General features: G+C 46.1%; 12 protein-coding genes and 1 riboswitch. Of the genes, 4 read left to right on the top strand and 8 right to left on the bottom strand.

Annotation, left to right across the window (positions count from 1 at the left end; all coding sequences use genetic code 11):
* Window positions 1-16: 16 nt before the first annotated feature.
* From NSQ38_RS22475 to NSQ38_RS22510, 8 genes are all read right to left on the bottom strand, one after another.
* Entirely contained in the window at window positions 17-1,039 is a 1,023-nt protein-coding gene (locus NSQ38_RS22475) for an SDR family oxidoreductase (RefSeq protein ID WP_339784114.1), read from the bottom strand.
* Between the two features lie 97 nt (window positions 1,040-1,136).
* On the bottom strand, window positions 1,137-1,562 hold the full coding sequence (locus NSQ38_RS22480) for a cupredoxin domain-containing protein (protein WP_165980157.1): 426 nt from the start codon (window positions 1,560-1,562) through the stop codon (window positions 1,137-1,139).
* A gap of 205 nt (window positions 1,563-1,767) precedes the next feature.
* Entirely contained in the window at window positions 1,768-2,721 is a 954-nt protein-coding gene (locus NSQ38_RS22485) for a DMT family transporter (RefSeq protein WP_091031123.1), read from the bottom strand.
* 107 nt (window positions 2,722-2,828) lie between these two features.
* Window positions 2,829-2,939, bottom strand: a riboswitch (purine riboswitch).
* Between the two features lie 147 nt (window positions 2,940-3,086).
* Window positions 3,087-5,306 carry a DEAD/DEAH box helicase gene (locus NSQ38_RS22490; RefSeq protein ID WP_339784115.1) on the bottom strand — a complete coding sequence of 740 codons (2,220 nt, stop codon included), beginning with the start codon at window positions 5,304-5,306 and terminating at the stop codon, window positions 3,087-3,089.
* Window positions 5,303-6,646 (bottom strand): ATP-binding protein, encoded by a 1,344-nt coding sequence (locus tag NSQ38_RS22495; protein ID WP_339784116.1) that lies wholly within the window; start codon window positions 6,644-6,646, stop codon window positions 5,303-5,305. Before NSQ38_RS22495 ends, NSQ38_RS22490 begins: the two co-directional genes overlap by 4 nt.
* A gap of 6 nt (window positions 6,647-6,652) precedes the next feature.
* Window positions 6,653-8,230, bottom strand: coding sequence for a TerB N-terminal domain-containing protein (locus NSQ38_RS22500; RefSeq protein WP_339784117.1), 1,578 nt, complete (start codon window positions 8,228-8,230; stop codon window positions 6,653-6,655).
* 209 nt (window positions 8,231-8,439) lie between these two features.
* Window positions 8,440-10,980, bottom strand: coding sequence for a diguanylate cyclase (locus NSQ38_RS22505; protein WP_339784118.1), 2,541 nt, complete (start codon window positions 10,978-10,980; stop codon window positions 8,440-8,442).
* Window positions 10,981-11,259: 279 nt separating this feature from the next.
* Window positions 11,260-11,856 (bottom strand): biliverdin-producing heme oxygenase, encoded by a 597-nt coding sequence (locus NSQ38_RS22510; protein ID WP_339784119.1) that lies wholly within the window; start codon window positions 11,854-11,856, stop codon window positions 11,260-11,262.
* A 348-nt stretch (window positions 11,857-12,204) separates the two neighbouring features.
* On the opposite strand from NSQ38_RS22510, the gene NSQ38_RS22515 reads away from it, so the two are divergent.
* From NSQ38_RS22515 to NSQ38_RS22530, 4 genes are all read left to right on the top strand, one after another.
* The gene (locus NSQ38_RS22515) at window positions 12,205-13,002 is read left to right on the top strand and encodes a Nif3-like dinuclear metal center hexameric protein (RefSeq protein WP_339784120.1); all 798 of its coding nucleotides are present in this window, start codon (window positions 12,205-12,207) and stop codon (window positions 13,000-13,002) included.
* 520 nt (window positions 13,003-13,522) lie between these two features.
* Complete coding sequence (locus NSQ38_RS22520; protein WP_017688761.1) at window positions 13,523-13,948, top strand: DMT family transporter; 426 nt, start codon at window positions 13,523-13,525, stop codon at window positions 13,946-13,948.
* A gap of 34 nt (window positions 13,949-13,982) precedes the next feature.
* Complete coding sequence (locus tag NSQ38_RS22525) at window positions 13,983-14,681, top strand: cyclic nucleotide-binding domain-containing protein (RefSeq protein WP_339784121.1); 699 nt, start codon at window positions 13,983-13,985, stop codon at window positions 14,679-14,681.
* 14 nt (window positions 14,682-14,695) lie between these two features.
* Complete coding sequence (locus NSQ38_RS22530) at window positions 14,696-15,184, top strand: DMT family transporter (RefSeq protein WP_339784122.1); 489 nt, start codon at window positions 14,696-14,698, stop codon at window positions 15,182-15,184.
* The last annotated feature ends 76 nt before the right edge of the window (window positions 15,185-15,260 follow it).

A 15,260-nucleotide genomic window follows, 5' to 3' on the forward strand; every position in this document is an offset into this window, starting at 1 on the left:
ATGAACGCCTTACTTCTCATTTCTCATCTCTGATCTTTAATAACGCTTCGTCCAGTGCACCAACGACCTTGTCACACCATACATCAAATTCCGGATCTTCGGTCTGTAATTCAGGATGGGCCAGAATATGCTCAATCGTGCTTCGAATGCCCTGATCGGCTCTTGTCGTTGCTACAAATTCCGGAACAAGCCGCTTCAGCTTACTGTTGTCAAACACAACGGTATTGGCTTTGTCCCCAAGCAAACCGCCGCGAAGATCCTGATCACTGCATGCTGCCAAGAACTCGGAGGGTACATGTACCGCATGAAGCTTAGCGCCCAACACGCCGGCTATAATCTCATGAATCTGATTCCAGGTGACGGATTCGTCCGAGGTGATATGTACTGATTCACCAATGGCATGGATATTACCCATAAGCCCGATAAACCCTTTGGCAAAATCAGTATTGTGCGTAATGGTCCACAGTGAGGTACCATCTCCATGGATGATAACGGGTTTGCCTTCACGTATACGCTTGAGAACCTGCCAGCTGCCTTGAGCACCATGAACACCGAGAGGTACCGATTTGTCGCCATACGTATGGCTCGGACGCACAATGGTCACCGGGAATCCGTGCTCACGATATTGTTTCATCAGATAGTCTTCACAGGCAATCTTGTTGCGAGAATACTCCCAGTATGGATTTGATAAAGGCGTACCTTCCGTGATCCGGTAATCAGCCAAGGGAGTCTGATACGCTGATGCTGAACTTATAAATATAAACTGCTTTGTTTTATCCTTGAACAAACGGTAATCTCTCTCCAGTTGAGACGGTACAAAAGCGATAAAATCTGCCACAACATCAAATTCCAGATCAGCTATCAGTTCCGCTACACGTGGCTCGTCATTAATATCCGCTTGAAGTACGTTGACTTCCTTAGGTAAGTCATGGTTATGATTGCCTCGATTAATCAGATACAGTTCACAGCCTTGCCGTGCAAGCATCTCCGTAATAGCCGTACTAATGGTGCCTGTCCCTCCAATAAATAGCGCTTTCATTTTCGCCACCTCCTGATCGATTTTACCCACTTTCCCATGATATCACGCACCAAAAAAAGGAGCAAAGCTCGGTGACCCGAAACCATGCTCCTTCTGCTTATACGACCTTAATCGTTGCGTATATCATATACATACCGCAGTGAATCTCGTATTCTCCCTTGGGCAGATCTTTGTCGACCGTATAATAATTAGGTCCCTTTTGCATGTATAGATCCATGCCAAGCTTTTGTGATCCGACTGATTTGACATGTGTCACCGACCGGGTCAGAATAAAGTTGATTTTGGTCGGCACGCCAGCTTTCACCTCGATAACGTCTGGTCCAAAACCATCGTTACTTACGTCCACATCAATGACTTCATATCCCTTCAAATCCTCCGCTGTCTCAGCTTGTGCAGTTACAGCACTTCCTGATCCGGGGGATAAGTCTTTACCCATAAAATAAACCAAAAATGATCCAAGCAGTACAACAACGGTCAGGCCCAGCGTTAACCAAGGCCATGTTTTTCCAAACCAGCTTTTCATATAAACACTCCTCATTCGATGTCCCATCAATAATCAATCAACAGACGGATGTATTCTTTAAGCATACCTGATTCGCATGACAATGAAAATGACCCCTCTGGGCTATTGTGGTTGAGCCGTATTCCTTCAATAAAAAAAGCCTGATTTCTCAGGCTTTACTACGGTTATTCCCGTTCAGGCTTCCCAGTATCCCTTTTCGTATAACTCAGGAATAGATCGGTGTATTCCGACTTCGTCTCATACGTAATTTATACAACTCTGGCAGGGCTACACCAATGAGCACAATAATAACTCCGAACCATTGCAATCCGCTGACATGCTCATGGAGCACGATTGAGGATAACAATACTGCAATTGGAAGCTCCACTGCACCCAATATTCCGGCCATGTCACCACCAATATGCGGAACGCCGATAGCGAACAATACTGGTGGAATGAAGGCCCCGAAGAATCCAAGCAGCAATCCAAATACAAGCAACTGGCTCCAGATCAATCCGTTAAAGAGGAATGTCGGCGGGAACAAAATGCACAGGAGGATCAAACCGCCTGTAACCATCCACGCACTGCGGAAGGCTGGATGCGCTGAAGGAACCGCTTTACCACTGAACAAGACAAACAGGGAATAACTTACGGCTGCCATTAGTCCAAGAGCAATACCCAGACCGTTGAACTCACCCAATCCTTGTTCCAGGAAACCCGCTGCCAGTAAGGTTCCACCAAACAGAATGATCAACGTCAGGAACGTGACTTTGTCTGGACGTTGACGTTTGCTAATCGCCTGAATCAATACGCTAATCCATGTGAACTGGAACAACAGGATAATAGCAAGTGAAGCAGGGATATAACGCAAAGACTGATAATACACGAGACCTGTAATTACCGTTGGTGTTCCGGCAGCCATCAATAACAGACGTTGTTTCCACGTCAACCGTTTGAATACCTGTGCCACGGCTCCTGATGTTTTGCCATTTGCCTGTGACTTGCGTTTGGTTCTAAATCTTGTGTATAGCGCCAGCATCCAGGAAAGAAGAAAACCCGTTATCAGCTGTGTTCCGACAACCTCTCCAAGTTTATATCCTTCGCCATACGCCAGAACCACAATCGTGGATAATATGCCATAACTCATCGCTCCCGCGAGAACGGACAGATAATATTTCATTTGTGAATAAACCTCCTGATGATAAGAAAAATACGCCCGCATGTTGGTTCATGCCAAGGTCATAGACACCATCTAAATGCAAAAAATCCTAACTACGAGCAAGGAATACATTGATTCCTTGGCATCGTAGTTAGGAAGTATAGGCTTCCCGTAGAGACCCTCGCCCTGTGTACACTTTCGGCCTGCGAGGTTATACGAAATGATATATGCAATTTGATGTAATTCGTGTGTGACGACTTTTCATATATTACATGGGAGGTGAGATGGTGTCAACCCTATTCCGCATAAAAAGTTAAACTACATTATTACACCGAGTCGCTTCGATTGCTGTACCATTCTTCACACACACTGATTACGTAAAAACGTCATGTCCGATTGGAGCTTGAGAAGTCCCACTCCAATGTTTGCTGTAAACCTTCCTTCAATCCATCCAGATCCAGCCCATCCACGGCAAAAGCCTCACGGATCAAAGGCGGCGCGACGAATTCATCATACTTGCCCAGATAAGGCGCTTCATCTTCAGCCAGTAACGCAGATGCGTCTTCGGCCGTCCGACACTCACTCATAATCTCGGCTAACAATGTTCGTTCATCGATCTTGCCGGACACCACAAAATAATAGGGCTCCATGGGCACAACCGAACGCAAGGCAAGTTTCTTGGACAGATTATGCTTCATCAGGCGCTCCAATGTACGGAATGATTTACTTCCCACCCAAGGAAGAACGTACATCGAATCTCCCCCTGCCGGAATGACAACCTGCTTCAACAGTCCACTTTCACGAGCTAAGCGGCGTGCCCGTTCAAGTCGATTGACGGCTTGTGGTGACAGGTAGGGATAGATCACTGAGTCGGACAACACTTCACGCATTTTCTGTACCACCGACGTATGAATATCTCCTCCCGCTCCAAGCCATAGCGTATCTACTTTACCTTTTGCAGACTTCACATACACAGCCTTGTGCTTATGATCGACCTCTTCCACTTTCCACAGTTTACCTGCGAGCGAGAAGCAATAGCCAGGTGGGGGTACGGTTGTAATCGAACCAATCTCTTCCGAGCCGTTCAGCACTTTATGTTCCTCATCGTCCTTAAACACCGCGTAGAAGCGATAATTATTCACGATTTTTTCACCTGTCAGACCGATAATCAATGTTCGATCCTCTGTCCATTGCAGGTGATCCGTCTCAATGAGGTAATTCAGGAAAACCTGATATTGATCAGGTCTTATCAACGCAAAGGGAGCCAGCGAAAGGATGGCTTCTGCAAGATCTCTCGGCTCCGCCTCCCCCATACTTTTCAACATGCTCATCGTCTGATGATAAAGTACACCTATGGGCATTTTGCGGGCTTCAAGCGGCTCGACCCACTTGGTTTTTACATATAGTTCGATAACAGCAATCGCACGCATCAACGTCCACGGCATACGTGCTGGCAATTGCGCTTCCTCATCCTCTTCCTCCGGACATACAAAAAGCATCTCTGATGCCATGTCCTCTCGTCTTCCTGAACGTCCCAGACGCTGTACAAAGCTGGACGCACTATACGGTGCACCAAGCTGAACCACACGTTCCAGTTCGCCCAGATCGATGCCCAGTTCAAGCGTGACCGTTGCCGCAGCAACCGCGGGCCCTGATCCAGTGCGTAGGGCAGCTTCCGTCTCTTCCCTCAGCATGGCGGAGATACTTCCATGATGAACATGGAACACATCACGTTCCTCCCTGCGAGCCGCGACCCGCCGCATCTCAAGAATGGTGACTTCTGCATCGGTACGGCTGTTGGTGAAGATCAACGCTTTTTTACGATGTGTGCTCTCATAGATGAAGTCGTAGTACGCTTTACGTGCGTTATGAAGCTGCTCCGCTTGCTCCTCGTCCTGTGCATCTGGAAAGGAGAAATGTTCCACCCGCAGCCGCAGCTTTCGACCACCTGGAGAAGAGACCACATCCACCCCCTGCTGCGTTCCGGCAGCAAGCCAAGATGTAGCCGCATCATAGTCACTAAGTGTAGCGGACAAGCCCACTCTTCGCGGTGTACAGCCAGCCATACGCTCGATTCTGGCAAGTTCGCTGAGTACTTGAATTCCCCGATCCGCTCCCATGAAAGCATGCACCTCATCGATGATGACATATCGCAAGTCATGAAACAGCGCCGGGATTGCATTAGGTCGATTCATGAGCAGACCTTCCAGCGATTCTGGCGTTATCTGAAGCACACCGGAAGGATTTTTCATCAGTTTTGTTTTCTCCGCCTGAGGCACATCCCCGTGCCAATGCCAAACCGGAATATTTCCTTCGGATAACAGATCCTTGAGACGTTCAAATTGGTCGTTAATCAGTGCTTTCAAAGGTCCAATGTACAAAATGCCAACCGATTTGGAAGGCCGTTCATACAGCTCAGTCAATGCAGGAAAAAAAGCCGCCTCCGTTTTGCCGGAGGCCGTGCCAGCCGCAATCAGCATATGATGCGGGGTATGAAAACAGATATTGCAGGCCTCAATCTGAGCAGGCCGAAGCGATTCCCATTTTTTTTTATATATAAATTCCTGAACGAATGGTGCCAATCGATAGAACGGATTATCACTCATAATTCAAACTCCGCCAGAAAGTCGTCCAACTCATCCGTATTTGCGGAAGCATCTGACCCTTTATCCGTTTCCTGAGGTTTGGCAACCCGCTCGCCAAGTAATTGAGTATATGTCACTTCAGGATTCTGATGGAGTGTATGCAGTACATCCATAAAGTCCCGTACCACTTCACGCGTGGTGAGCAATTCATCCGCACCCAGTCGGTTCACCGCCGTTTGCATAAAATCAACCAATTGTTCATCCGTCAGACTCGCGCTGTATCCAAAATGCAGGGCATGAATCTGCCGCAGCTTCTGGAGCAGTATCAGAATCTCTTCATGCGATAACATCGCCAGCTTCAGGATCGGGCCTGTATAATTCGCGTACGCTTTGGTTGCATAACGACCATCAATAAGCCTGGAGCGAAGCGCTTCATAGCTGTATAGTCCGCGCCGTTCATCCTCCACAAATTGCGGCGTACCGCCCACAAATATGCCCAGGTGCTCCGCCTTGCCCTGCATCGTATCATTAAACATCGTCAACAATTTCTCATAGTTGCTTTGACGGGAGACGCTGTTTGTAATTTTGTACAGATTTACCGCTTCATCAATGAACAACAGCAATCCTTTGTAACCAATGCGCGCTGTGAATTCAGACCACAATTTGAAGTAGTCATACCAGTTGTCATCATCAATGATAACCCCAACAGCCAGTTCTTTTTTTGCTTCCGTTTTGGTTGCAAATTCTCCTCGAAGCCAGCGAAGCGCCGCCTGTTTGCGATCATCATCAGCGAGCTTGTACCCATTCCAGTAAGAAGCCAGTACTTTGGCAAAATCAAAGCCGTGGACCAGATTCTGCATCTCTCCTGTCACCGCGTAGATCTGCTTCTCTACCTCAAGCGGCAGAGCGGGATCATCCGGGCGCAGGTTCTGACTCTGCATCGTGGATTGTTGCAGTCCTGCGATCCATTTTTGCAAAATTGGCTCCAACGCTCCCCCATCCGGGCGTGTGCGTGTAGACAGACGAGTCATCAGTTCGCGATATGTCGCAAGTCCCTGCCCTTTGGTTCCCACCAATCGTCGCTCAGGTGACAGATCCGCATCTGCCACAACGAAATCACGGTCCATTGCATAGTTACGAATCATCTGCAAAAGAAAGCTTTTACCGCTACCGTAACGGCCGGTAATGAGTTTAAACGCAGCGCCACCCTCCGCAATATTGTCCATATCCCGCAAGATGGCTTCCACTTCCGGTTTCCGACCAACAGCAATCTGCTCCAGTCCTATGCGCGGGACAACACCCGCCGTTAATGAATTTACAAGTGCGGTGGTCAGCCGCTTTGGTATTTTAAGTTCTGTCACTGCCTATCACCTCTTCACATGTTCGAACACATCTATATAATCAGGAACAATCCGATCACCATCAATCAGAAGATCACCGATCGTTTCCATAGCTACATCATTAATTTCATCCAGTAGAAGCGTAGGCATCGTTCCATACTGCTCAGCCAGACGCATCAGCTCCATATCTGGACTTGCACCAAGTAGAACATGAATCGTTTGCACCTGCTGAGGGGAGAGTTCCTGGGCAAAGAGCAGCCATTCTTCATCCAAATCAGCCTCTGCCCCCACGTCCCATTGCAGCCCAATTGATTCTGCTGACACTCCTGTTGCATTCTCTACTGCGGATGGCTCCGACTCCATGGAACCTTCAGTTGGAGTGATCTCATTCCTTGCTTCCAGTACATCGAATGGATTACTTGTAACATTTGCGTTGTTATCCTCTTCATCCTTCACTTCAGAAGGGTGCTCAGCCTCAATTGTAAGCGCCAATCGCACGTACTCACTTTCCTGCTGTAACGATGCCAGTTTCTCTGAATCAATCCGAATCATCGGTTGTTCCACAGACTCCGCCTGTTCGATCGCATATGTTTTGTCCAGGTAACGTTCAATCAGATTTGCAAGTTCGGGTTCAAGAGTCTGTCCTCGCAATCGGCCTCTGAATCCGAGCAGTTCACGAAGTTTATTTTCAGTACATCGATAGATTCGCGTGACCATCTGCACAATTTCAGCCTGTTCACCTATGGGCATATATCTGAACGATACCGATCTTCCATAGATCGAATCATCATAGACTGCTTTGCGAAACAGTATACGCTCCACCGTGCGTTCATCGTTAGGATCACACTCAGGCAACAGTCCAACTAGTCGCGTACGTTCCAGGTACGAATCAACCAAGGCCATGACCCGCGGGATGTACTGCTCCATCACTTCTTTGCCGCCATCTCTATAAAATTTACTGAGTGTAATATCGTAATCATAGTATCTTTGCAGCATATTCAGCGAGATATCCGATACATTATCCTGTAAAATACGTTGCAGTTTCCTATCCAGCATCTCTGCTGGCAGATATCCTCCTGAAAGGTCCATGACTTCGGATAAGGACATCTCCATCTGATGGACCAGCACATAATCGACCATCCATTCTTGCATATATATATTTAATTGAGGCAGCCGTTCACGGTAGTTCACCCACAGCTGCTTCAATTGATCATAACCATCCTGAGGATTCTGCCAGCCAATGCCGTTAATTAACTCGTAGATATGAACAAATAGATAGGACAGATCGGTATCCGGGTATCTCCCCTGACGTACTTCCTTCCTCCAAAACATATACCACTTGCGCTGGGCTTCATTCATCACGCCATACGTTGGCCAGTAACTCATAAAGGGAACCCACGGGGATACATCCCCCTCCATCTCTACCCACTGCTTTGCTTCCTCTACAAAACGTTTCTCTGAGGACAATATGCCTCCACGATGCTGCATCGTATCATGTGCGGACTGCACAATGGTTGAGCGATCAGGAACCGGGACCGCAGCTGTTTCAGGTTCTTCACTCAGATCTATCTCCATAAATTCCAATTGTCTTGAGTTGTCTTTCATAGAACGTTATCTCACCCTCCTCCAAGACAGAATACGAACAAGTGTATCCATAGGGATCATTATATCACTTGTCCTGTGTCTGCGGTGACGAAATTTAGACATTCTTGGACACAAAAAAGAAGGCATTTCTGCCCTCTTTTCATCATGTCAATTTAACTTTTTTCAAATAATGTTTGTATCGTTTCAAATCGAACGTTGCACAGGCGTAATCACACGACAATTGCGCGATTTTTGCCTTCACTTTTCGCTTGTACCAACGCCCGACTGGCTTTTTCGATCAGATCGGATGCATTGGAATGCTCATCTGGCACCATTACTGCACCACCGACACTAACTGTGACGATTCCACTCGGACCGGATGATTCCCTTTGAATCTGGAGAGCCAGCACGTGCTGTCTAATCTCTTCAGCAAGTTCTCCTGCATAATCAGACGTTGTGCTCTTCAATTTTAACATGAATGTGCCTCCACGAAGACGAGAGATCAAGGCATGATGCTGTTCGCTAACCACCGTAAGCACCTCACCGATCCATTGCAGACACAGGTCGCCTCCTTGAAGGCCATATGCAGCATTATACGAACGGAAATCATCAATATCAATAATGAGCAGTCCCAGACTGCATTTTTCTTGTAAACAGTCATCCCAGTCAGCCTGAAGCTGTGATTTAAACACCGTCTGAATCGGCATATCCGTTAACGGATCTGTCGTCAGATAGTTCTGAAGCTGACTCGTCGTTTCAGTGTAATTGTCCTGTTCATGGTGGGACGCGCCGCTGTGCAACAGAACCATCACAGAAGGTTTACCCGCGTGCGTAACAGAAGCAAGTGTAATTTCAAGCAACAATGAGGTACCTGCTGCTGTGGTGAAATAGGACTGGCTGGTAATCAAACTTGTGTTATTGTGCTTTAATTCCTCAAAATTCTGTTGTAACGTCACTCTCGTTTGCTCTGGTACAAACGCCCTGAAGTCCTTGCCCATCAGGTTTTTGGAACTCTCGAACCCGAGCAGCTCGGCAGCCTTCGTATTACAGTAGATAATCTGACCGTCAGTCAAAGTAAAAAATGCTACGGGCGAGTAATCCATTAACTGCAAATAACGCTGTTCATTTTGTCGCAAAATACGAGCATTTTGCAGCGCCTGTTCTTCTGCCTGAACCAACTGGTTTTCTGTCTGTCGACGTACAATGGTTTTGAGTAAAGGTAACACGCTCAGCTCTTTGGATGTCCATGGATACGAAGTTGATTTTACAACCTCACGCCACTTCTCGAATGATTTACGAGGGGACAGACGCATGCCGTCATCCGTCTTGAGCACCGCTTTGGCTGGGTCACCCGCCCAATCGACAACCTGGACGACCTCAGGTCGGAACCAGAGCATATAGTTATGCTGTCCAGGCGAAATGGCAACATAAATAACACCGGAAGCCTTATCCTGATAAGCTTTGGATGTTTCATACTCTGAACTCAGTTTCGACGTGTAATAACTATAATCCTCGGACTTTCCTGCAAGCCAACCTGCCAGTTCACGAATCTGTCCGCTGTTTGGCGTTTCACCATACAACAACAGCTTGTCCTGGTAACAGATCGCTGCTCCGGCAGCATCCATCAGGTTTAACACCGTCTCTTCTTCTCCCTGTAATTCCTCTAGAACTCGGGCAGGACTTGTATTTCCAATAAAAATGTTGGCAATTCGTGAAGCGGCTTCACGTGATTGAATCTCTGCTTGATAATCATCGAGTTGCTGACGCTGGAACAATTCATTCGAGAAGAATGCCCCCAGAAAATTGCACAGATTCCGTACGCGATGGGGTACATATCTGGCCGAATAATGATGGCATGTGATGAGTCCCCACAGTTGATTGTTATGAATGAGAGAGATCGTTACAGTCGCACCTACACCCATATTATGCAAATATTCGATATGAAGAGGAGATACGCTACGAAGGACCGAAAGACTCAAATTTAGCGGTTTGCCTGTGAGCGGTTGTAGCATAGGGACAATCTCGACGGGTTTATAATTCACATTCACAATAGTTCGCAGCCAATTGCGAAGATACAATTCCCGAGCCTGTTTTGGAATATCCGAAGCCGGATAGTGGTGTCCAAGGAATGGTTCGAGTTCTTGTTCACGCGCTTCAGCAATTACTTTACCATTCCATTGCTCGTCAAACTCATAAATCATGACTCGGTCATAACCGAGCATTTCCTTCACCTGTTCAGCCGCAATCTGACTTGCTTCCACGCGACTATCTGTACTTTTGATCCGACCAAAAAAACGGGATATCCACTCAAAGTCGGTAGTCTCCATGTCCTCTTTTTCATAAAAAGGCTCAATCTCCAGAATAAGCAGCCCTTCACTTTCATGAAGAACAGAGGAGAAAACCCGGTCTTCCCCGGACACCTTAATGGTCAGATCCATGTAATGCAAATCAGAGGTTACATCTGCATTGAAGCTGCTACCCAAAAGTTTGATTACTTCTTCCTCGCCAATCAGATTTTCCAAAGGCATGCCCAGAACGTCGTCATAGGCAATACCCAGATGATCCTCCGTATTTTGGCTACACTGAACAATGGTTGGCGTATGACTGGTATTGATGGCCAAAAGAACACCATGTGGTTGAATAAAGCCGGGGATATGAATGGGTTCTTTATCACAGTTATTCAGATCTATCGGATCATTTGTGTATGTTCCCTGATGAAGCAATGTGCGGTTCAACAAATTTTGTTCTTTCTTGGATTTCGGTTCGGCCATGGCCAGGAAAATCCCCTCTCATGATGTTTATAAGTTGAACTAATGATTATTTACATTGCACTACGATGACAGAATAACCTTCCAATCGCTGTTATCCCCAGATTTTATCGATTCCCTTTTCTAAAGGGAAAAATCCGGTTATAAAGGCGCACGCTTCGCTTTTCCAGCTTTTTTCTGTCCTCTCCGTTAGGTGTAAATGTATAAGTTCAACTTATATAGATACCTTTTAAATGTAAAAAAAGTCTGCCCTACAGGCGTTCGGGGTGGTGAAAAGGGATGTTACTTGTCCGTATTAATCCACTGATCCAGCAGGCGGAATGTCTCTGATGCACTGTGTACCATGTTGTCATGATCTTCTGGCGTGCTGATGGACTGCTGTAGCAACCCCGTAAACTCGCTCCATCTTGTTCTTGTCTCTGAGCCGTAGGCATTGAAATATTCCAATCCACGATCCGCTTCAATGGGCAGGAACTGCGACAAACGTTTGGTCATGATCTGTCCACCGTTCGTGGACCCCTCAATTACATACAGATATCCGAACAAACGGGCAGGTGTTGAAATATCCGGCAGTTCTTTACAGAGCGGAAGTTGAGTAATCTCTTCTTCACTGGCACCCAGATTTCGTAAATCTTTTTCCAAGAGTCCAGCCTTGCCTCTAATCTCAATATCCAGTCCCGTACTTTCCCAGAAAGGCTGCTGTACAGCCTGATCCTCTAGCGGTTTCAGGAATCCATAAAATTTCTCTAAATATGTTCTATATTCTTCTATAGTCACAGTTTGATTCATAATGGCTTTTGCATAAGGGTTCTGTTCTACTTGTCTGTGGTAATGAGCTGTCTCGCTCTTCAGACGTTCCATAATAGTTGTTGCTGTCATCGTAGTTATCCCCTTTCACAATCTGTTCTGTTGTTGCATATGAGTGCTTATCCTCAATCGAATCTCAGTATATATTGAAATAGAAACCGTGTTTGTTGCAAACAGCTCCATTTAATGCAAAAAAGACTCTATGTAAGTATACTTATTCTTGTTTGAGAAAACTATATGAATCCAACATCTGTACATAGTTAACACTTTTCTTGGTTGTTATCTTAACTGACTGTAATCTGTATGTTTTAGTATTAACCGAAAACCATAAAACTGACCCCTATAATCTGGAAGGCAGTAGATTTCAGATGTCAACATGGTACACTATTTTTATATCCTATTATTGGAGGAATGTATTCTATGGATCTTACAGTTCAAGACGTTGTACTTCATCTCTTAGATAACATTGCACTGCCGGAAAACACGGTGGATCAGCTCATTACCGGCTCACTTGATCGTAAGGTCACAGGTATTATCATAGCTTTTATGCCCACACAATATGTGATTGAACAAGCCATACAGCAAGGTGCTAACTTAATTATTGCGCATGAATCTCCGTTCTATAACCATCACAGTCATACGGATTGGCTTGCAAATGATTCGGTTTATATGGACAAAAGAAAGCTGATCGACGAAGCAGGCATTTCCATCTATCGATGTCATGATATCATCCACCGCTTCCAACCGGATGGCATTACCGAAGGACTGATTCAGGCCTTGGGGTGGTCCTCTTATGTGGAACAACGAATACCAGAAGCAGACATCCTTTCTTTTCCAGAAGGAAGCACCGTTGAAGCTATTGCTCACCATGTGAAAAGTTCTCTGGGCATCGACTATGTACGCGTAGCAGGCAATGCGGAAATAGTCTGTAAACGCGCAGCGGTTCTGGTAGGTTTTCGTGGTAATGGACATGTGACGATTCCCTTGATTCAAAACGAGCAATTGGACCTCATCATTGCTGGAGAAGGATTCGAATGGGAGACACCGGAATATATCCGTGATGCCGTGCAACAGGGCAAGTCCAAGGCGCTGATCATGATGGGGCATGCAGAGAGCGAGGCTCCGGGAATGAAGCTATTAGCAGACAGGTTGGCAGAACGTTTTCCCGAATTGTCTGTTCGTTTTGTAGGCGAGAAGCCTTTGTATACTGTGATCTAGTAGGATCATTGGATTTGTACGGAGAGGATCTTCTAGCTGATTGCATCTAATCTCATTGCCCAGCGTACCCCGGAGTTTTGGATACTTACTATGCTCCGGGGACGCTGGGCAGACTCTCGTTTCATTTCTTGGATAGCTAACGAACCTGACACACTCTATTTAGCAAATATTTGAAGATTATTTAAAATAACGAATCGTAGACACCCTATTCCTCCATTCCCCCTGTTTTATAGCCACTTTCTACCCAACATAGCCCATTTAACGTTGCTAAGATTCCTTAGATTTCTCAATTCAATCGAATCAGTACAATAAGGTGTCACTGGTTCGTTAGATTATGATAAAAATTGAGTACTGAGCACATATGCCACGCATCTCTCTTTATACCCCATCTGGATTTTCGGGGTTCTTTATTGTACTCTAGATGCTGTGACTTCAAAGCTCAGGACATTTGTCCTTGGCGTTCAGAGTTAATTTGTCATTTAATAATAGAAGTCGAAGTGATTAAATAAGGAGCGTACATATGAGAGGAATTATTTTTGCATTACTGGGCGGCGCGTGTATCACGCTCCAAGGTGTTGCCAATACTCGGATTAGCACCGACATGGGCACATGGCAGGCCGCTACGATTACACAACTGACAGGATTCATCTTAGCGGCGCTGATCCTGATGTTTGTTAGAGACACCAACCTTCAAGGACTCAAACAAGTAAAACCCATGTACCTGGCTGGAGGTGCTTTTGGTGCCGTCATTATTTTCAGCGAAGTGACAGCAATTCAGCAAATTGGGGTTACATTCACGATCTCGGCCTTGCTCATTGCGCAGCTGTTCCTGACTTTTCTGGTGGATAGCAACGGATGGTTCGGCGTGGTAAAACAAAAGATGAAACTGCCGCAATTTCTAGGCATTGCCTTGATGATCACGGGCGTTATCATTATGAAACTGTAGCTTTTCGAGAATATCGTCGGGGGTGAACAACAGCGTGCAAGAAATCCATAACGAGCAACAATTAATACAATATCTGAAGCAATATCAACTCGAAACTGTATTTCACGAGCCCCTGCGTACACATATGACGTTATGCCATTTCGAGAAGTGTGAACTGATCTGTCGTGAAGGGGAAACTTCCGAATATTTGTACGTACTAGTCGAGGGTAAAATCAAGATTTTCACCACCTCCGCACAGGACAAAACGCTGGTGCTTTGTTTCAAAACACCGCTTGAAGTTGTCGGTGACATAGAGTATGTCCGTGAAAGCGATATTGTTAATACGGTTCAAGCCGTCTCACCTGTGGTGATGCTTCGCATTCATTATCAATGGCTCGCTGAGCTTGCCAGCGATTATGCACCTTTACTTAAATTTTTGCTTAAAATCATCTCACACAAATTCTACATTGACTCGAACTTTTCCAATTTCAACCTGATGTATCCCGTTGAGGTTCGTCTAGTCAGCTACCTGCTCTCCATCTCAACAGAAGAAGCGGATAACGTCGTTCATGAAGAGCTGGATGCGTTCAATCTGACCGACATCGCGAATCTGATCGGCACCAGTTACCGACACCTAAACAGGGTCATCCAGAAGCTCTGTGCAGACGGGTTAATAGAACGACATCAGGGATTGATTATGATCAAGGACCGGGCGGGTCTACGTGAAATAGCAGGTCACAACATTTATGAATAAGGAGTTCGACAACCATGTTAATCACAGGTATTTCGCTTGCGCTACTGGCAGGTGCACTTGTCAGTCTGCAAACGATTTTTAATAGCAAAGTTAATGAACTTACCGGTTCATGGTCCACAACAACGATGGTGCTTTTCACCGGATTCATTGCTTCGTTCCTCATCTCTCTGCTAGTGGAGGGCAAAAATACATTCAGCTTTCAGCATATGCAACCCTGGTATTGGCTCAGTGGAGCCATCGGCGTTGGTGTAGTCTTCTGTCTCGTGCAAGGCATGAAGTTACTTGGTCCCACGTATGCCATCTCGATCGTGCTGACATCCCAACTGAGCTTTGCTCTATTGTTTGATTCCATGGGGTGGCTCGGTCTGGAGCAAATTCCTTTTTCGTGGAATCAACTGCTCGGAGTACTTGTGATTGTAGGCGGAATTGTGTTATTCAAGTTCGGAGGGGGTAAATCGGAAAAATCAGAGCAGTCCCCTGGAACGTTGCAGTCTGACTCATAAACGAACAAAAAAGAGTGTCTGTCCAATCCCGCAGATTGGTCGGACACTCTTTTTATGCAATCAAACCACGTATCGC

It is taken from the genome of Paenibacillus sp. FSL R7-0313 (assembly GCF_037969885.1).
GTDB lineage: Bacteria > Bacillota > Bacilli > Paenibacillales > Paenibacillaceae > Paenibacillus.